Annotated in this window: 13 protein-coding genes; 7 read left to right on the forward strand and 6 right to left on the reverse strand. The window is 71.3% G+C overall.

Translation table 11 applies throughout. The features are described 5' to 3' along the window. Positions 1-22: 22 nt before the first annotated feature. From NNW99_RS32455 to NNW99_RS32475, 5 genes are all read right to left on the reverse strand, one after another. On the reverse strand, positions 23-1489 hold the full coding sequence (locus NNW99_RS32455; RefSeq protein ID WP_215122705.1) for an aldehyde dehydrogenase family protein: 1467 nt from the start codon (positions 1487-1489) through the stop codon (positions 23-25). Next, positions 1470-2612, reverse strand: a complete 1143-nt coding sequence (locus tag NNW99_RS32460; protein ID WP_215122706.1) for an aromatic ring-hydroxylating dioxygenase subunit alpha — start codon at positions 2610-2612, stop codon at positions 1470-1472. The genes NNW99_RS32455 and NNW99_RS32460 overlap by 20 nt, the downstream gene beginning before the upstream one ends. A 34-nt stretch (positions 2613-2646) precedes the next feature. Then, entirely contained in the window at positions 2647-5097 is a 2451-nt protein-coding gene (locus NNW99_RS32465) for an FAD-dependent oxidoreductase (protein WP_215122707.1), read from the reverse strand. Between the two features lie 99 nt (positions 5098-5196). Beyond that, positions 5197-6282 (reverse strand): S-(hydroxymethyl)mycothiol dehydrogenase, encoded by a 1086-nt coding sequence (locus NNW99_RS32470; protein ID WP_215122708.1) that lies wholly within the window; start codon positions 6280-6282, stop codon positions 5197-5199. A 216-nt stretch (positions 6283-6498) separates the two neighbouring features. Further along, positions 6499-7353: an IclR family transcriptional regulator gene (locus NNW99_RS32475; RefSeq protein WP_215122709.1), complete on the reverse strand. Its 855-nt coding sequence runs from the start codon at positions 7351-7353 to the stop codon at positions 6499-6501. A 316-nt stretch (positions 7354-7669) separates the two neighbouring features. Here NNW99_RS32475 and NNW99_RS32480 point away from each other — a divergent pair, with 316 nt between their 5' ends. After that, complete coding sequence (locus tag NNW99_RS32480; RefSeq protein ID WP_215122710.1) at positions 7670-7993, forward strand: bifunctional 3-phenylpropionate/cinnamic acid dioxygenase ferredoxin subunit; 324 nt, start codon at positions 7670-7672, stop codon at positions 7991-7993. 199 nt (positions 7994-8192) lie between these two features. Next, a complete protein-coding gene (locus NNW99_RS32485; RefSeq protein WP_215122711.1) occupies positions 8193-9383 on the forward strand; it encodes an NAD(P)/FAD-dependent oxidoreductase in 1191 nt (396 codons plus the stop codon). A gap of 103 nt (positions 9384-9486) precedes the next feature. On the opposite strand, the gene NNW99_RS32490 is transcribed toward NNW99_RS32485, so the two are convergent. Beyond that, positions 9487-10050 (reverse strand): hypothetical protein, encoded by a 564-nt coding sequence (locus tag NNW99_RS32490; RefSeq protein ID WP_251057988.1) that lies wholly within the window; start codon positions 10048-10050, stop codon positions 9487-9489. Between the two features lie 420 nt (positions 10051-10470). Between NNW99_RS32490 and NNW99_RS32495 the strand changes: the two genes are divergently transcribed. The 5 genes from NNW99_RS32495 to NNW99_RS32515 are packed head-to-tail and all read left to right on the forward strand — an operon-like array spanning position 10471 to position 18642. Next, positions 10471-13545, forward strand: coding sequence for a nitrate- and nitrite sensing domain-containing protein (locus NNW99_RS32495; RefSeq protein ID WP_215122713.1), 3075 nt, complete (start codon positions 10471-10473; stop codon positions 13543-13545). Continuing rightward, positions 13542-13976, forward strand: coding sequence for a roadblock/LC7 domain-containing protein (locus NNW99_RS32500; protein ID WP_030247150.1), 435 nt, complete (start codon positions 13542-13544; stop codon positions 13974-13976). The genes NNW99_RS32495 and NNW99_RS32500 overlap by 4 nt, the downstream gene beginning before the upstream one ends. Positions 13977-13985: 9 nt before the next feature. Next, complete coding sequence (locus tag NNW99_RS32505) at positions 13986-14381, forward strand: DUF742 domain-containing protein (RefSeq protein WP_215122714.1); 396 nt, start codon at positions 13986-13988, stop codon at positions 14379-14381. A 24-nt stretch (positions 14382-14405) separates the two neighbouring features. Beyond that, positions 14406-18056, forward strand: a complete 3651-nt coding sequence (locus NNW99_RS32510; protein WP_215122715.1) for a hydantoinase B/oxoprolinase family protein — start codon at positions 14406-14408, stop codon at positions 18054-18056. Then, positions 18037-18642, forward strand: a complete 606-nt coding sequence (locus tag NNW99_RS32515) for an ATP/GTP-binding protein (RefSeq protein WP_215122716.1) — start codon at positions 18037-18039, stop codon at positions 18640-18642. Before NNW99_RS32510 ends, NNW99_RS32515 begins: the two co-directional genes overlap by 20 nt. Positions 18643-18671: the final 29 nt, after the last annotated feature.

Genomic DNA, 18671 nt, shown 5'->3' on the forward strand with positions numbered 1-18671 from the left:
GTGTTCCTCGGGGCGGATTCGATCAGTCGAACCAACCCTGGGGGGTGGGACGGGTGTTGCGCCATATGTGCTTCGTCTCGCGATACTCGGCGAGCCCCGCGGGCCCGAGTTCGCGTCCGAAGCCTGACTGCTTGAAACCGCCCCATTCCGCCTGCGGAACGTAGGGGTGGAAGTCGTTGATCCAGACCGTTCCGAGGCGCAGCCGGTCCGCGACCCGCGCGGCCCGGGCCTCGTCGCTCGTCCACACGGCGCCCGCGAGACCGTAGATCGTGTCGTTGGCGAGACGTACGGCCTCCTCCTCGCCCGTGAACCGTTCGACGGTCAGGACCGGCCCGAAGGACTCCTCCTGGACCACGGACATGCCCGCGGCGCACTCGTCCAGCACGGTGGGCGGGTAGTAGAAGCCGCCGGCCAGGTCGTGGCGGTCCGGGCGCGAGCCGCCGCAGCGCAGCACCGCGCCCTCCGCCAGGCCCTTCGCCACATAGGCCTCGACCTTGGCACGATGCGCCGCCGAGATCAGCGGACCGGTCCGGGCCCGTTCGTCGAACGGCCCGCCCAGCCGGATCTCCCGCGCCCGTCGTACGACCTCGTCGACGAAGCGGTCGTGCAGACAGTCCTCGACGAGCAGCCGCGTCCCGGCCGAGCACACCTGCCCCGAGTGCAGGAACACGGCCGTCAGCGCCATGTCGACGGCCGCCTCGAAGCCGGCGTCGGCGAAGACGATGTTGGGGTTCTTGCCACCGAGTTCGAGGGCCACCTTCTTCACCGTCGGAGCGGCGGCGGCCATCAGCCGGCGGCCGGTCTCCAGGCCGCCGGTGAAGGAGACGAGGTCCACGTCCGGATGGTCGCCGAGCGGGGCACCCGCCTCCGGGCCCGCCCCGAGGACCAGATTGCCGACGCCCGGCGGAAGCCCGGCCTCCGCCAGCAGCCGCAGCAGGTGGATCGCGGTGTGCGGGGTCAGCTCGCTCGGCTTGAGCACGAAGGTGTTCCCGGCCGCGAGAGCCGGGGCGACCTTCCACGCCGTCTGCAGAAGCGGATAGTTCCAGGGCGTGATCAGCCCGCACACGCCGACCGGCTCGTGCACCACCCGGCTGTCGACGTCCGCCCGGCCCGTGTCGACGACCCGGCCGGACTCGCTCCCCACCAGCCGCCCGAAGTAGCGGAAGCAGTTCGCGATGTCGTCGATGTCGTACTCGCTCTCCACGAGCCGCTTGCCCGTGTCCAGGGACTCCGCGCGGGCGAGGGCCGCCTTGTCCCGGACGAGCAGGTCCGCGACGCGCAGCAGCATATCGCCGCGTTCCTGCGCGGGCGTCCGCGGCCAGGGCCCTTCGTCGAAGGCCCGGCGGGCCGCGGCGATCGCCTCCACCGTGTCCTTGCCGCCCGCCTCGTCCACGACCCCGACCAGGGAACCGTCGGCCGGGCAGCGGATCTCACGGGTGCGCTCGTCGAGGGCGCCCCGCCACTCACCGTCAATGAACAGGTCCGGCATGCGCGCCTCCCAGCCGTTCGACGAGCCACTCGTGGAAGATCCCGATGTGGTGCTCGTTGGGCACGAGTACACCCCCTTTTCGGTACGCCCGGGAAGCCATCGCAGGCTGCGTTCGTTCACAGGCCTCGAAATCTTGGAGGTTCACCCGATGAAAGAGCTCCACCGACCTCGACACATCCGCCCCTGACTCCACCACCTCCGGCGCGTACAGCCAGTCACACTCGACGACCGTGCGGTCCTCCGCGAGCGGGAACATCCGGTGCAGGATGACGTGGTCCGGGACGAGGTTCACGAAGACCGCCGGCTTGATCGTGATGGCGTAGTAGCGGCGGTCCTGGTCGGCGCCCACGGCCGGAAGCCTGCCGAAGCCCTCGCCGCCGTCGACGGTGAAGCCCTTGACCTCGTCGCCGAACTCGGCGCCATGGCCCACGTAGTACTGGGCGGCGTACCCCTCGGCGAACTCCGGGAGCACCTCGGTCAGTTCGGGGTGGATCGTCGCGCAGTGGTAGCACTCCATGAAGTTCTCGACGATCAGCTTCCAGTTCGCCTTCACGTCATAGGTGATGCGTTTTCCGAGCGCGAGGTTCTCCGTGCCGTAGTGGTCGATGGCCGCGACGTCGCCGAGCCGCTCGACGGCGGCCTGTACGACCGTCTCCTCGAAGGAGGGCGGTGCGTCCGCCAGGCACACCCAGGCGTAGCCGAGCCACTCACGCAGAGCGACATTGATCAACCCGTACGCGACGCGGTCGACGTCCGGCATCTTGATCAAGTTGGGTGCGGCGATCAACTTGCCGTCGAGGTCGTACGTCCAGGCGTGGTACGGGCACTGGAGGGTGCGGCGGTTCTCGCCCGACTCCTCCGTGCACAGGCGCGCCCCGCGATGGCGGCAGACGTTGAGGAAGGCCCGCAGTTCGCCCTTGCGGGTCCGGGTGATGATGACGTTCTCGCGACCGACCTGGACGGTGCGGAAGGCACCGGGCCGGTCCAGGTCGGAGCTGCGGACGGCACAGAACCACATCGACTCGAAGATGTGCTCCTGCTCCTGCCGGAAGACGTCCGGGTCGGTGTAGTAGCGCCCGGGGAGGGTGGCGATCAGGCTCGGGGTGATCGGGGTGGTCGTCACGTGCGTGCTCCTCGGAGAGGCCAAGGCATGCCTGCTAGCGGCGGATGCGCGTCATCTTCGGGTCGAACAGCGGCTCGTCGGCGACGGTGGCGGGGACCTTCTCGCCGAAGTACTCGATGTGCACGCCCGTGCCCGCGCTGAGACGGGCGGGCAGCCAGGCGTACGCGACGCAACGGCCGAGCGTGTAGCCGTACGACGCGCTGGTGACGTAGCCGGCGGGGGTGCCGTCGACGTACACGGGCTCCTTGCCGAGGACGACGGCGGCGGGGTCGTCGAGGAGGAGCGGGGTGAGACGGCGGCCGGGCTCGCCGGCCTCGGCAAGCGCCGCCTTGCCGACGAAGTCCTCCTTGTCCATCCGGACCGCGAAGCCGACACCCGCCTCGAACGGATCGTGCTCGTCGGTCATGTCGACGCCCCAGGCCCGATAGCCCTTCTCCAGGCGCAGGGAGTTGAAGGCCGAGCGGCCCGCCGCGACCACACCGAGGTCCCGGCCGGCCTCCCACAGCGTGTCCCAGAGCCGGAGCCCCAGGTCGGCGGTGGTGTACAGCTCCCAGCCGAGCTCGCCGACGTAGCTCAGCCGCATCGCGGTCACCGGGACATGCCCGATGTACGTCTCCTTCGCGCGGAAGTAGCCGAAGGCCTCGTGCGAGAAGTCGTCGGCGGTGAGCGGCTGGACGAGGTCACGGGCGAGCGGGCCCCACACACCGACGCAGCAGGTGCCGGAGGTGATGTCCCGGATGTGGACGTCCGCGGGCGCGTGGCGCAGCAGCAGGTCGAGGTCGGCGGGGGAGTTGGCGCCGACCTGGAAGCGGTCGGGGGCGAGGCGCGCCACGGTCAGGTCGGAGCGGATCCCGCCCGTCTCGTCGAGGAGGAGGGTGTAGGTGACCGCGCCGGGCTTCTTGCGGAGGTTGTTGCTGGTCATACGGTCCAGGAAGCCGAGGGCTCCGGGGCCGGTGACCTCGAGGCGGCGCAGGGGCGTCATGTCGTAGAGGGCGACCCCCTCGCGCGTCGCCCTGGCCTCGGCCGCCGCGATGGGCGACCAGTGGCGGGCCGACCAGACATCGCGCTCGGGCAGCGGACCGAGGGCATCAACCAGCGGGGCGTTCGCCTCGTACCAGTGCGGCCGCTCCCAGCCGCCGCCCTCCAGGAAGTACGCGCCGAGCTGCTGTTGCCGGGCGTGGAAGGGGCTGACCCGCAGGGGCCGGGGCCGCTCCAACGGCTGGAGCGGATGGATGACGTCGTACACCTCGACGAACTGCTGTGAACCCCGGTCACGGACGTACGACGGGGAACGCTGCGCCTCCTCGAAGCGCGTGAGGTCACACTCGTGCAGGTCGATCGACGGCCGCCCGTCCACCATCCACTCGGCGACGGCCTTGGCGACACCGGCCGAGTGCGTGACCCAGACGGCCTCGGCCAGCCAGAAGCCGCGCAGCGCCCGGGACTCGCCGAGGACCGGCATGCCGTCCGGGGTGAAGGAGAACACGCCGTTGAAGCCCGACTCGATCTCGGTGTCACGCAGGGCGGGCATCAGGCGGCGGCAGTCGGCCCAGCTGGGCGCCCAGTCCTCCTCCGTGAAGGGATAGGAGGACGGCATGTCCATGTGCCGGGCGCGGGCCTCGTCGTACGGCAGGACGGCGAAGGGGTCGACGGGCAGGGGCCGGTGGGCGTAGGAGCCGATGCCGATGCGGTCGGTGTGCTCACGGAAGTAGAGGTCGCGGTCCTGGAAGCGGAGGATCGGCTTCGAGGCCTCCGCGGTGGCACCGTTCAGCTCGGGGAGCGGCCTGGTCCTCGCGTACTGGTGGGCCAGCGGCTGCAGCGGGACGTCGACCCCGGCCATGCGGCCGATGACCGGGCCCCAGAAGCCGGCCGCCGAGACGACGTGGTCGGCCGGGAAGGTGCCCCGGTCGGTGACGACTCCGGTGACCTGGCCGTCCCGCCGCTCGATGCCGGTGACCGTGTGCCGGTCCAGGAAGCGGGCGCCCCGCTCGGCGGCCCGTGTCATCTGGGCGCGGGCGGCGAGCAGGGCGCGCGCCAGGCCGTCGTCCGGGGTGTGGAGGCCGCCGAGGACCACCGACTCGTCGATCAGCGGCCACAGTTCCTTGCAGCGCGCGGCGCCGACGAGCTCGCCGCGCACGCCCCAGGCGGCGGCGTAACCGGCCCTGCGGTGCAGCTCGGCGAGACGCTCGGGAGTGGTGGCCAGTTCCAGGCCGCCGACCGAGTTGAAGCAGGAGACGCCGTCGACGTCGAGCGAGGTGAACTTCTCGACCGTGTACCGGGCGAGGGCGGTGAGCGTCTTCGAGGGGCTGGTCTGGAAGACGAGGCCGGGCGCGTGCGAGGTGGAACCGCCCGGGGCGGGCAGGGGCCCCTGTTCGAGGACGGTGACGTCGGTCCAGCCGCGGGCCGTCAGCTCGTCGGCGAGGGAGCAGCCGACGATGCCGGCGCCGATGACGACCACGCGGGGGATTTCGGGTGTGCGGGACATGCCCCTCCTGTTCCTTGGCCTTGTCCTTGCCGGGGTGGATGAACACGCTGGGGGAGTGGGGGGAGTGGGGGGGAGCGGGGTGTCGGGTCTACGCGGCGCTCAGAGGACCACGACCGAGCGCAGCACCTCACCCCGGTGCATCCTCGCGAACGCCTCCTCCACCTGATCGAGCGCGATGGTCTCGCTGACGAAGGCGTTGAGGTCCAGCAGCCCGTACAGGTACTGGTCGACGAGGAACGGGAAGTCCCGGCTCGGCAGACAGTCCCCGTACCAGGACGACTTGATCGCGCCGCCCCGCGAGAACACGTCGATCAGCGGCAGTTCGACCTTCATCTCGGGGGAGGGCACACCGACCTGGACCAGCAGGCCCGCGTGGTCGCGCATGTAGAAGGCCTGCTTGAAGGTCTCGGGGCGGCCCACCGCGTCGATCGCGATGTCGACACCGAAGCCGTCCGTGAGTTCCCGCACCGCCTCGACAGGGTCGGTGCCCCGGGAGTTGACGGTGTGCGTGGCGCCGAACTTCTCCGCCCGGTCGAGCTTCCTGTCGTCGATGTCCACGGCGATGACCTTCATGGCGCCGTTGAGACAGGCGCCCGCGATCGCCGCGTTGCCGACGCCGCCGCAGCCGATCACGGCGACCGAGTCGCCCCGGCCGACCTGGCCGGTGTTGACCGCGGCGCCGTAGCCCGCCATCACCCCGCAGCCGATGAGCCCCGCGGCCTCCGGGCGCGCGGCCGGGTCGATCTTCACCGCCTGACCCGCCGCGACCAGCGTCTTCTCGGCGAAGGCGCCGATCCCGAGGGCGTTGGTGAGCGGCGTGCCGTCCAGCAGGGTCATCGGCTGGGCGGCGTTGCGGGAGTCGAAGCAGTACCAGGGGCGGCCACGGCGACAGGAACGACAACGGCCGCAGGGAGCACGCCAGGCCAGCACCACGTAGTCGCCGGGTTTGAGGTCGGTGACGCCCTCGCCGACCGCCTCGATCGTGCCGGCCGCCTCATGGCCCAGCAGGAACGGGAAATCGTCCGCGATCGCGCCCTCCCGGTAGTGCAGATCCGTGTGGCACACCCCGCACGCCTGCACGGTGACCAGGACCTCCCCGGGGCCGGGATCGGGAACCAGGATCGTCTGCACCTCGACGGGTGCGCCCTTCTTGACAGCGACTGCGGCACGGACCTCGTGTGGCACGACCACGCTCCTCTGCTGTTGCGCAATGCACGATGGGTTGCGCGATGAGGAACATAGTGGGAATCGCATCAACGAGCCGTCAAGAGGTACGTGTCAAGCCTTGGAAAACGGAACGGGACGGGCGAAACACACCGGACACACAACAGCGCGGGACCAGGGATCTCACCTGGTCCCGCGCTGCGTCTCCTGCGCTCCGGCCGATCCGCCCGGGCTACATCAGAAGCCGTATCCCATACGGCGGGACAGCTCGGCCGCCGCCGCCTCCGTACGCTTCGCCAGCTCCGGCAGCCGCTCCTGGCTCAGCCGGTACACCGGCCCCGAGACACTGAGCGACGCGATGACCTTGCCGTCGTGCGAGCGGATCGGCGACGCCGCCGCCGCGAGACCGATCTCCAGCTCCTCGACCGTGATCGCGTAGCCCTGCTGCACGACGGTGTCCAGCTCGCCGCGCAGCATGGACGCGACCGTGACCGTGCGCTCCGTGAACCGGTGCAGCGGGCGCGCCAGCAGGCCTTCGCGCAGGGTCGGCGGCATGTGGGCGAACAGCACCTTGCCGCTGGACGTGGCGTGCAGCGGGGTACGGCGGCCGAGCCAGTTCTGCGCGGTGACGGAGGCGGTGCCCCGGGCCTGCATGATGTTGACCGCCGCGTCGTCGTCCAGGACCGCGATGTTGACCGTCTCGCCCAGCTCGTCGGCGAGTTCCCGGCACACCGGGACGCCCTCCTGCGAGACATCCAGCCGCACTGCCGCCGCCCCCGCGAGGCGCAGTACGCCGGCGCCCAGGTAGTACTTGCCGCGGTCCTTCGCCTGGGCCACCAGGCCGCGGTTCTCCAGCACGCCGAGGAGCCGGAACGCCGTGGACTTGTGCACGTCCAGCTCGTCGGCGATCTCGGTGACGCCCGCCTCGCCGTGCCGGGCGAGGATCTCCAGGACGCTCACGGCGCGATCCACCGACTGGACCGCACTCGCCGCGCCTCTGCCACCCGGCTTGGCCGTGCCGTCTCCCGTACTCTCCGCGGCGTTCTGGGTCGGGTTCTCGTCGCGGTCGGACTGCTTCTGCGTGCGGGTCATGGCTGAACTCTCACCACCTGTCGGCCCTGTTTGGGCCGCATCTTCGGGAAACCCTTGACGCGACGGTCGCCCCGCCCGGATTCTGTTGCGTATAGCGCTTGCCAATGCGCCATGTGAAACATCATGTTACCGAAGCGTCCGGATCTCGGAAGGGGACGAGCTCCCGGCAGGGGGACTCGGTCCCGACGGCTCGACCGGACGCCGGCGCCACAAAAACCTCTCCGTGCCCGGACCCGCCCCGGTCCGTCGCACTCCCACGAACTGCCTACAGTCTGGCCGAACGGTCCGGCCACGTCCCGGACCGAAAGGGGGGCCCGTGATTCCCGTCTGCCGCCTCGAAGACCTCCCCAAGGGCGAATCCGTCCGTATCGAGACGACACCGCCCGTCGCCGTGTTCCACACCGACGACGGTGACCTCTACGCCATCGACGACACCTGCACCCACCAGGACGCCTCCCTCTCCGAGGGCTGGCTGGAGGGCTGTCTGGTCGAATGCCCGCTGCACGCCGCCTCGTTCGACCTGCGCACGGGCCGCCCGACCTGCCTCCCGGCCCGCCGCGCCGTCCGGACCCACAGCGTCACCGTCGTGGACGGCCTCATCCACGTCCACCTCGCAGCGGAGGAGGGGACGGCCGCGTGAACACGCAACGCGAGGGCGGCCCGAGCGGCACGACTGGCCCCATGGTTGCCGGGAGCGCGCACACCACCTCCGGCGGAGCCGGCGCCCCGGACACCGGCAGTGGGCCCGCAACGGGCGGAGCCGGCAAGGCTGATGCCGTCATGAGCAGTGCCGTGACGGGTGGAGCCAGTGCGTGGGACGCCGCGAGGAGGCATGCCGCATGCGAACCGTGACCATCGTCGGCGCGTCCCTCTCCGGCCTCTACGCGGCCCGGGAACTGCGCGCCCAGGGCTACGACGGGCGTCTGGTGATCGTCGGCGACGAACCCCACCACCCCTACGACCGGCCTCCCCTCTCCAAGGACTTCCTCACCGGCCGAGCCGACGAGACCCGACTCGCCCTCACCGACACCGAGGAGACCACCGAACTCGACGCCGAGTGGATCCTCGGCGTCCGCGCCCGAGCCCTCGACGCCCGCGGCCGCACCGTGCTCCTCGACGACGGCCGCACCGTGTCCACCGACGGCGTCGTCATCGCCACCGGCGCCTCGGCCCGCCGTCTCCCCGGCGACACCCTCGCCGGCGTACACACGCTGCGCACCCTGGACGACGCCCGTGCTCTGCGCGAGGAACTCACCCGGGGCCCGTGCCGCGTCGTCGTCATCGGCGGCGGCTTCATCGGCGCCGAGACCGCGTCCTCCTGCTCCTCCCTCGGCCACCGCGTCACCGTCGTCGAGGCCGCTCCGCTCCCTCTGGTGCCCCAACTCGGCGCCGAGATGGCCGCCGTGTGCGCCGCACTGCACCGTCGCGGCGGGGTGGACCTGGTCACCGGCACCGGCGTGAGCGGACTGCGGGGCACCAGCGCGGTCACCGGGGTGGATCTCACCGACGGCCGCACCCTCCCCGCCGACATCGTCATCGTCGGAATCGGCGCCACCCCCAACACCGCCTGGCTGGCCGGTTCGTCCCTGGCCCTGCACGACGGCGTCCTGTGCGACGACGGCTGTGCGACGGCCTTGCCCCAGGTGGTCGCCGTCGGCGACGTCGCCTGCGTCGGCGGCACCCGCGCCGAGCACTGGACATCGGCCACTCAGCAGCCCAGAGCCGCCGTGGCCAACCTGCTCGCCGGGCGAACCGTCGAGACCGCGACCGCCGTGCCCTATTTCTGGTCCGACCAGTACGGCGCCCGCATCCAGTTCACCGGCCGGCGTGCGGACGGCGACACCGTCCGCATCACCGAGGGCGAACTCTCCGACGGCGCACCGGCCGAGGGCGGCTTCCTCGCCCGGTACGAACGGGACGGCCGGACGACCGCGGTGCTCGCCGTGGACCGCCCGCGCCCGTTCATGCGGGCGCGACGCGAACTCGCCCGGGGCGCGGGGGAGGAGCAGGTGCGGTCCGCCGCCAGGTGAGGAGGACCGGCATGGGGCCTCGGCCGGGCGTCCGCTCCAAGGCTCGGACGCAGGTCTGCTCCGAGGCCCGGACGCAGCGCCACAAGCCCCGTGCCGCCACTCCTCACGAGTGGGACAGCTGCCCGGCCCCGCCCCGCCTGCGTATCCGCTCCTGGGCCCGCACGGCCGCGCGTGCCTGCCGTCGGGCCCGGCGCCGCTCACGGCGCAGGGCCCGTGCCGTGCTGCTCGGCATGGACACCACGCCGTGGCGCTGGTTCCAGACCTGACGCGTCACCCATACGTCGAGGGCTCCCCAGGTGGCCGCGATCGTGCTGACCACGCTGCTGATCACCATGGGGAACGCCAGCCAGGAGCCGGCCATCGTGCACAGGAAGGCCACCATCGCCTGGATCAGCGTCAAGGCGATGAGGAGCACCGCCCGCACGGCCGCCGTCCGCACCGGGTCCGGCAACCGCCGTCGCCGCGCCGGTTCCTCGACCCACAGGGGCCGGTTGTACTGCTGCTCGCGTACGCCGCGGCCCCCCTCGTGGGTCAGGGCCTCTCTCTCATGAGCTCTGGTCCTCGTCTCCTCGGCCGGAATGCCGCGATCAACCGCCTCGCGACTCCGATGCCCCGGCACGGGCGCCCCACCAGCCCTGGACGTCCCGCGCCGCTCCGCCGTGCCCATCAACGTGTCACTCCCCACCGCCAGCAGACCGCTCGCCCGTATCCGAAGACCCGTGCTCCCCAGTGGCTGCCCGGCTTGCGCTGTATTACGCCGCCCAGGTGCGGGATGCGGCTCCTGTGGCCGATTCCGCCCCCATCTCCCGTAGAGAAGGACGAACAACCCACCACGAAGATTCCCAAGAAGCGAAAAATTTCAGCCAACCGCCTTGGCGCGTCACGCCGATCGGCCCCCACGGCCGCCCCCGGATTCGGGGAGACAACTCCCGCAATGCCCGGACAACTCCCCATGCCTCGTGGCTGGCGCGGAAGTTCACCTTCCGGACCGGTCTTCGAGTTCCCTGTGGGTCGGTAGTAGGCTCGCGCCGTTTGTTGACGCACATGTGTACCCCCGGTAGGCCGGGGGCCCGAGCTGGGGGAGGCCATGCGCTTTCGCGGGAAGTCCATCCGCCGGAAGATCGTGGCGCTGCTTCTCGTGCCGCTGGTGTCCCTGAGTGCGATCTGGGCCTTCGCCACGGTGCTCACGGGGCGTGAGGCGGCCGACCTGTTCAATGTGTCGTCCGTGGTGGAGAAGATCGGCTACCCCATCGAGGACACCGTCCGCGTCCTCCAGGAGGAACGCCGCCAGACCCTCGTCCACCTCGCCGACCCCCGCGCCTCCGACGGGCTCGCAGCGCTCAGGCGCAGCCGGACCGCCACCGACGAGGCCGTCGCCGGTATCCGTGAGAACGCCCGGAATCCGGACGTGCGCGACGCGATGGGCGAGGACACCGACGAGCGGCTGACCGCGGTCCTGGACGCCTTCGAAGGCATCGAGTCACTTCGCAGCAGTGTCGAGGACGGCACCGTCAACCGTTCCCAGGCCCTCGACCTCTACAACCGGCTCGTCGACCCCTGCTACGTCCTGTTGGCCAACCTGCATGTGGTCGACAACGTCGAACTGGACAAGCAGTACCGCGCACTGGTCAATCTCGCCCGCGCCCGCGAACTCCTCTCCCGGGAGGACGCCCTCCTCGGCTCCGCCCTGATCGTCGGCAGGATCACCCACTCCGAAGAGCGCGACATCTCCGACCTCGTGGCCCAGCGCACCCTGATGTACGACGCCAACCTGCCGCTGCTGCCCGTCGCGGAGCGCGACCGCTACGAGAGCTTCTGGAAGAACGCCTCCTCCGCCCCTCTGCGCGTGGCCGAGGAAGCGGCCGTCTCCTCCGGGTCCGGAGCCCCCCGCGGGGTCTCCGCGAAGAGCTGGGACAGCGCCGCCGGCAACGTGCTCGACGAACTCGGCACCCTCAACGACCAGGCCAACGACCGCTACCAGGACCGCGTCGACCCGGTGGCCATGGGCGTCATCGCCAAGGCGGTCATCGCCGGCGCGCTCGGCCTGCTCGCGCTCCTGGTCTCCCTCTTCCTGTCCGTGCGCGTCGGCCGCACCCTCATCCGCGATCTGCGGCAGCTCCGCCTGGAGGCCCACGAGGCGTCCGGGGTCCGGCTGCCCAGCGTGATGCGCCGCCTCTCCGCGGGCGAACAGGTCGACGTCGAGACCGAGGTCCCGCACCTCGAGTACGACAAGAACGAGATGGGCGAGGTCGGCCAGGCCCTCAACACCCTGCAGCGCGCCGCCGTCGAAGCCGCCGTCAAACAGGCCGAGCTGCGCGCCGGCGTCTCCGAGGTCTTCGTGAACCTCGCGCGCCGCAGCCAGGTCCTGCTCCACCGGCAGCTCACCCTGCTCGACGCCATGGAACGCAGGACCGAGGACACCGAGGAACTCGCCGACCTCTTCCGCATCGACCACCTGACCACCCGCATGCGCCGGCACGCCGAGGGCCTCGTGATCCTCTCCGGCGCCGCACCCTCCCGTCAGTGGCGCAAGCCCGTCCAGCTCATGGACGTCGTACGCGCCGCCGTCGCCGAGGTCGAGGACTACGAGCGCATCGAGGTCCGTCGCCTCCCCCGTATCGCCGTCACCGGCCCGGCCGTCGCCGACCTCACCCATCTCGTGGCCGAACTCCTGGAGAACGCCACCGTCTTCTCGCCGCCGCACACCGCCGTCCAGGTCCTGGGCGAGCGCGTCGCCAATGGCTTCACCCTGGAGATCCACGACCGCGGCCTCGGCATGGCCGCCGAAGCGCTCCTGGACGCCAACCTCCGGCTCGCCGAGACGCCGGAGTTCGAGCTGTCCGACACCGACCGGCTCGGTCTGTTCGTGGTCAGCCGGCTCGCCCAGCGGCAGAACGTCCGGGTCTCCCTGCAGCCCTCCCCGTACGGAGGCACGACCGCCGTCGTCTTCATCCCGGACGCGCTGCTGACGGACGACATCCCGGACACGAACGGCATCGGATTCCGCCTCGACCGCCCCCAGCTGGCCGGCGAGAGCGAGCCGCAGGACAGCCGCCGTGCCGCCCTGTCCCAGGCGCCCGCACAGCGTCCCGGTCTGCCCGCCTCCCTCCTGGACGGCCCGGTCGAGCTGGAGGCCCCGGTGGACCTGGACGCCATCAGCGGGTTCTCCGGCTCCCTCGACGACGAGAACGGCACCCTCTTCCGCTCCCGCCCCTCCCTCACCCGCGCCCAGGACGAGACAGCCGGCCGCCCCGATCCGCAGCAGCAGAGCGACGCCCGCGGCGGACGGGACCGGACCGACACCGACGACGAACTCGGCGCTCCGGCCGTACCGCCCCGCCGCCACACCCCCAAGCTGGTCAGCTCGCACGGGCGCCCGGTCACCGAGCAGCGCCCCCGTCGAGGCAAGCCCGACGAGGAGCCCACCACGTCCACCGGCCGAGCGGACTCGGGGGCCATGTCCTCGCTGCCCTCGCGTCGCCGGGGCGAGGAGTCCGCGAGCGGCCGGTCCACGGGCCGCTCCGGGCCGGAGCACACACTTCCGGTCCGGCGCCGCACCGAGAACTCCTCGACCGGCACCGGGCGGGACGAGGCACGGACCGACGCACCGCCGCCCCTGCCGGCCCGTCGCCGGGGGTCGGAATCCGCTCGCCCGGCCATCGGCGCGGTCGGCCGCGGCGCCGACCACGCCGAACCCCCGGCCACGCCCGGCAGCGCCGTCGGCGAGGGGCCGGAACCGCCCGCTCTGCCCAAACGCACCCGCCGAGCGGAGATCGCGTCCAGTGGCCCGGACACACCCGACCACCGCCCGGGGCCCACGCGGGAGAGCAGTGGCCGGCCCACGCGCGGCCAGGCCGGCTCCGGCGCCGCGCCACAGGACACCGGCACGGCACCCGGTTCCCCGCTGCGGGGGGCCGGCTCCGGCACCACGCCGCTGCCCCGGCGCGTTCGACAGGCCAACCTGGCTCCGCAGCTGAAGCGGGGGACCGAGCCGCGTACCGAGGACAAGGCCGAGCCCGTCGAACGCGACGCCGAGGAAGTACGCAGCCGCATGGCCTCGCTCCAGCGCGGCTGGCAGCGCGGCCGTGACGAGAACGCCGCGGGCGATGCCGCCCACAGCGGCGCAGCACGACAAGGAACGACAGAGGGGGACGGTCGATGACCGCACCGAAGGCGACCGGCCACACCGCGACCATCAAGGGGGAGCTGAACTGGCTCCTCGACGACCTGGTGGACCGCGTCGCGAGCATCCGCAAGGCCCTCGTGCTCTCCGGCGACGGTTTGCCGACGGGCGTGTCCAGGGACCTGACCAGGGAGGACAGCGAGCACTTGGCTGCCGTCGCCTCCGGGTTCCACAGCCTCGCCAAGGGTGTGGGACGCCATTTCGAGGCCGGCAACGTCCGCCAGACGGTCGTCGAGCTCGACGACGCCTTTCTGTTCGTGACCGCCGCCGGTGACGGCAGCTGCCTCGCCGTCCTCTCGGACGCCGACTCGGACGTCGGTCAGGTCGCCTACGAGATGACGCTCCTCGTGAAGCGGGTCGGTGTACATCTGGGTGCCGCTCCGCGCACCGATCTGCCCGCAGGCGGGTAGTGGGATGACATGAGCGCTGACGGTCAGGGAAGAAGCCACTGGTTCGACGACGAAGCCGGACCGGTCGTCCGTCCGTACGCCATGACACGCGGCCGCACCAGCAGTCAGGGCCAGCACCGCCTGGACCTGATCGCGGTCGTGGTCACGGAACCGCACGCGGACGACCCGGAAGGCGACCACATGCTCTCCCCGGAGCATGTGGACATCGTCGAGCTGTGCCGTGACGTCCCGCAGTCGGTCGCCGAACTCGCAGCGGAACTCGACCTGCCGATCGGGGTGGTACGGGTCCTTGTCGGAGATCTCGTGGACTCGGAATTCGTCCATGTGAACCGGCCCGTACCCCCGGCCGAACTGCCGGACGAGAGTATTCTGCGCGACGTGATCAACGGCCTCCGGGCGCTGTGAGCAGCGCGGAAGCGGGGTACTGACGTGACTGGCTGGCAGTTCTGGGTCGACCGAGGCGGCACCTTCACCGATGTCGTCGCGCGACGCCCGGACGGCCGGCTGCTCACGCACAAGCTCCTGTCGGACAACCCGGCCCGCTACGCCGACGCGGCGGTCGAGGCCGTCCGCACCCTGCTGGCCGGCTCGGGCGATCCCGTCGAGACCGTGCGCATGGGGACCACCGTCGCCACCAACGCCCTCCTGGAGCGCAAGGGCGAGCGCACCCTGCTGGTCATCACCCGCGGCTTCCGCGACGCCCTGCGCATCGCCTACCAGAACCGCCCGAGCATCTTCGCCCGCCGCATCGAACTGCCCGAGCTGCTGTACGAACGGGTCGTCGAGGTCGACGAGCGCATCGCCGCCGACGGCACCGTCCTCCTCGCGCCCGCCCTCGACGCCCTCGCCGGGCCCCTCCAGGAGGCGTACGACGACGGGATCCGGGCCGTGGCCGTGGTCTGCATGCACAGCCACCTCCACCCTGCCCACGAACAGGCCGTCGGAGAACTCGCCGCCCGCATCGGCTTCCCGCAGATCTCGCTCTCCAGCGAGGCCAGCCCCCTGATGAAACTCGTCCCCCGCGGGGACACCGCCGTCGTGGACGCCTACCTCTCGCCCGTACTGCGCCGCTACGTCCGGCACGTCGCCGACGAACTCGAGGGCGTACGGCTGATGTTCATGCAGTCCAACGGCGGTCTCACCGAGGCCGGGCAGTTCCGCGGCAAGGACGCCATCCTGTCCGGGCCTGCCGGTGGCATCGTCGGCATGGCCCGCATGTCCCAGCTCGCCGGCTTCGACCGCGTCATCGGCTTCGACATGGGCGGCACCTCCACCGACGTCTCCCACTTCGCGGGCGAGTACGAACGCGTCTTCACCAGCCAGATCGCCGGCGTCCGGCTCCGCGCCCCCATGCTCGACATCCACACCGTGGCGGCCGGCGGCGGCTCGGTCCTGCACTTCGACGGCTCCCGCTACCGCGTAGGGCCGGACTCGGCGGGCGCGGACCCGGGGCCCGCCTGCTACCGGGGCGGCGGCCCGCTCGCCGTCACCGACGCCAATGTCGTCCTCGGCCGCATCCAGCCCGCCCACTTCCCGAAGGTGTTCGGCGCGAACGGCGACGAGCCCCTCGACGAAGCCCTCGTCCGGGACCGCTTCACGGCCCTCGCACGCGAGATCCGCGAGCAGACCGGCGACGACCGCACCCCCGAACAGGTCGCCGAGGGGTACCTGCGGATCGCCGTCGCGAACATCGCCTCGGCCGTGAAGCGGATCTCCGTCCAGAAGGGCCACGACGTCACCCGCTACGCGCTCACCACGTTCGGCGGCGCCGGCGGCCAGCACGCCTGCATGGTCGCCGACTCCCTCGGCATCCGGACCGTACTCGTGCCGCCCATGGCCGGTGTCCTCTCCGCACTCGGCATCGGCCTCGCCGACACCACCGCCATGCGCGAACAGTCCGTCGAGGCACACCTGGAACCGGCCTCCATGCCCGGCGTCCGCAAGACCGCCGAAGACCTGGAAGCCGCGGCACGCGCCGAACTCCGCGCCGAGGACGTCCCCGAGGAACACATCGAGATCACCCGCCGCGCGCAGCTCCGCTACGACGGCACGGACACCACCCTCACCGTCGAGCTGACCGAGCCCGACACGATGCGGCACGCCTTCGAAGAACGTCATCGCGCCACATACTCCTTCACGCTCGACCGACCGATCGTCGTCGAAGCCCTCTCCGTCGAAGCCACCGGCATCACAGCACCCCCCGATCTCTCCGCTCTCGCCCCCTACGAGGCCACCACCGACGGCAGCCCCGCACCGCCGCGCACCGTCCGCCTCCACACGGGCGGCGCCTGGCACGACGTACCCCTCCACCGCCGCGAGGACCTTCCCCCCGGCAATACCGTCACCGGCCCGGCGATCATCACCGAAGCCGGCGCGACGACCGTCGTCGACGACGGCTGGCGGGCCGCGGCGACCGACGACGGGCATCTGGTCATGGAACGCGCCGCGATTACGGAGAGTTCCGATCTCGACACGAAAGTCGACCCGGTTCTGCTGGAGGTCTTCAACAACCTCTTCATGTCCATCGCCGAACAGATGGGCGCCCGCCTCGAGTCCACCGCCCAGTCCGTCAACATCAAGGAGCGCCTGGATTTCTCCTGCGCCCTGTTCGACCCCGACGGAAACCTGGTGGCCAACGCCCCGCACATCCCCGTCCACCTGGGCTCGATGGGCACGAGCGTCAAAGAGGTCATCCGTCGGCGCGGCTCCCGCATGCGCCCGGGCGACACCTACGCCGTCAACGACCCGTACCACGGCGGCACCCATCTGCCCGACGTCACCGTGATCACCCCGGTCTTCGACACCGCACCGTCGGACGTCACGGAGAGTGACCCGGAGATCCTCTTCTACATCGCTTCGCGCGGCCACCACGCCGAGATCGGCGGCATCGCCCCCGGCTCGATGCCCGCAGGCAGCCGCACCATCGAGGAGGAGGGCGTCCTCTTCGACAACTGGCTGCTCGCCGAGGACGGCCGCTTCCGCGAGAACGAGACCCTCCGCCACCTCACCGGGGCGACGTACCCCTCCCGCAACCCGAAGACCAACCTCGCCGACCTGCGGGCCCAGATCGCCGCCAACCAGAAGGGCGTCGACGAGGTCCGCCGCATGATCGACGACTTCGGCCTCGACGTGGTCCGGGCCTACATGAGACACGTCCAGGACAACGCGGAAGGGGCCGTACGCCGCGTCATCGACGCCCTCGACGACGGCGACTACGCCTACGAGACCGACTCGGGCGCCGTCATCCGCGTACGCGTGCGCGTGGACCGCGAGAACAGGGCGGCCACCATCGACTTCACCGGTACGTCGGCGCAACTGCCCACCAACTTCAACGCGCCGTTCTCGGTCGTCAACGCGGCCGTCCTGTACGTCTTCCGCACCCTCGTGGCCGACGAGATCCCCCTGAACGACGGCTGCCTGCGCCCCCTGAGCATCGTCGTACCGCCCGGCTCCCTGCTCGCCCCCGAGCCGCCGGCCGCCGTCGTCGCCGGCAACGTGGAGACCTCCCAGGCCGTCACCGGCGCCCTCTACGCCGCGCTCGGTGTCCAGGCGGAGGGCTCCGGGACCATGAACAACGTCACCTTCGGGAACGAACGCCACCAGTACTACGAGACCGTCGCCTCGGGCTCCGGCGCGGGGGACGGCTTCCCCGGCGCACCCGTCGTCCAGACCCACATGACCAACTCACGCCTCACCGACCCCGAGGTCCTGGAGTGGCGGCTGCCCGTGCGCCTCGAGGAGTTCGCGGTCCGGCGCGGCAGCGGCGGAGCCGGCCGGTGGCGCGGCGGGGACGGCGCCGTGCGCCGCCTCCGCTTCCTGGAACCCATGACCGTCTCCACGCTGTCCCAGCACCGCCGCGTCCCGCCGTACGGCATGGCGGGCGGCCGGCCGGGCGCTCTCGGCACCAACCGGATCGAACACGCCGACGGCACCGTGACCGAACTCGGCGGCAGTGACTCCGCGGACGTCGTCACCGGCGACGTACTCGTCATCGAAACCCCTGGCGGCGGAGGCTACGGCTCGCCGTCGCCCGACCCCCATCAAGCAGGAGAAGAGATCGATGATCTTCGGGCGTTCTGAGCGTGGCAAGCCTCCGGTCGAGCCCGTCACGCTCAAGATCCTGGTGGCCGGCGGCTTCGGCGTGGGCAAGACCACGCTCGTCGGCGCGGTCAGCGAGATCAGGCCGCTGCGCACCGAGGAACTGCTCACCGAGGCAGGCCGTCCGGTCGACGACACCAGCGGCGTGGAAGGCAAGAACACCACGACCGTGGCCATGGACTTCGGCCGCATCACACTCCGCGAAGACCTGGTGCTGTACCTCTTCGGCACACCCGGTCAGGAGCGGTTCTGGTTCATGTGGGACGAACTCTCCGAAGGCGCGCTCGGAGCCGTCGTGCTCGCCGACACCCGCCGCCTGGAGGACTGCTTCGCCGCCGTCGACTACTTCGAACGGCGCTCGATCCCCTTCCTCGTCGGCGTCAACTGCTTCGAGGGCGCACCGCGTTACCCGATCGAGGACGTCCGCGCGGCCCTCGACCTCGACGACGGCGTACCCCTCCTGATGTGCGACGCCCGCGACCGTGAGTCGGTCAAGGAGGCGCTGATCGGAGTCGTCCAGCACGCCATGGCCTACGCGGCCGGCCAGCGCCACACGGTGACCACCTGAGGCGGACCCAGCCGATGTCCGCGGCCCGC

This window comes from Streptomyces sp. CRCS-T-1 (genome assembly GCF_024442335.1).
Lineage (GTDB): Bacteria > Actinomycetota > Actinomycetes > Streptomycetales > Streptomycetaceae > Streptomyces > Streptomyces koelreuteriae.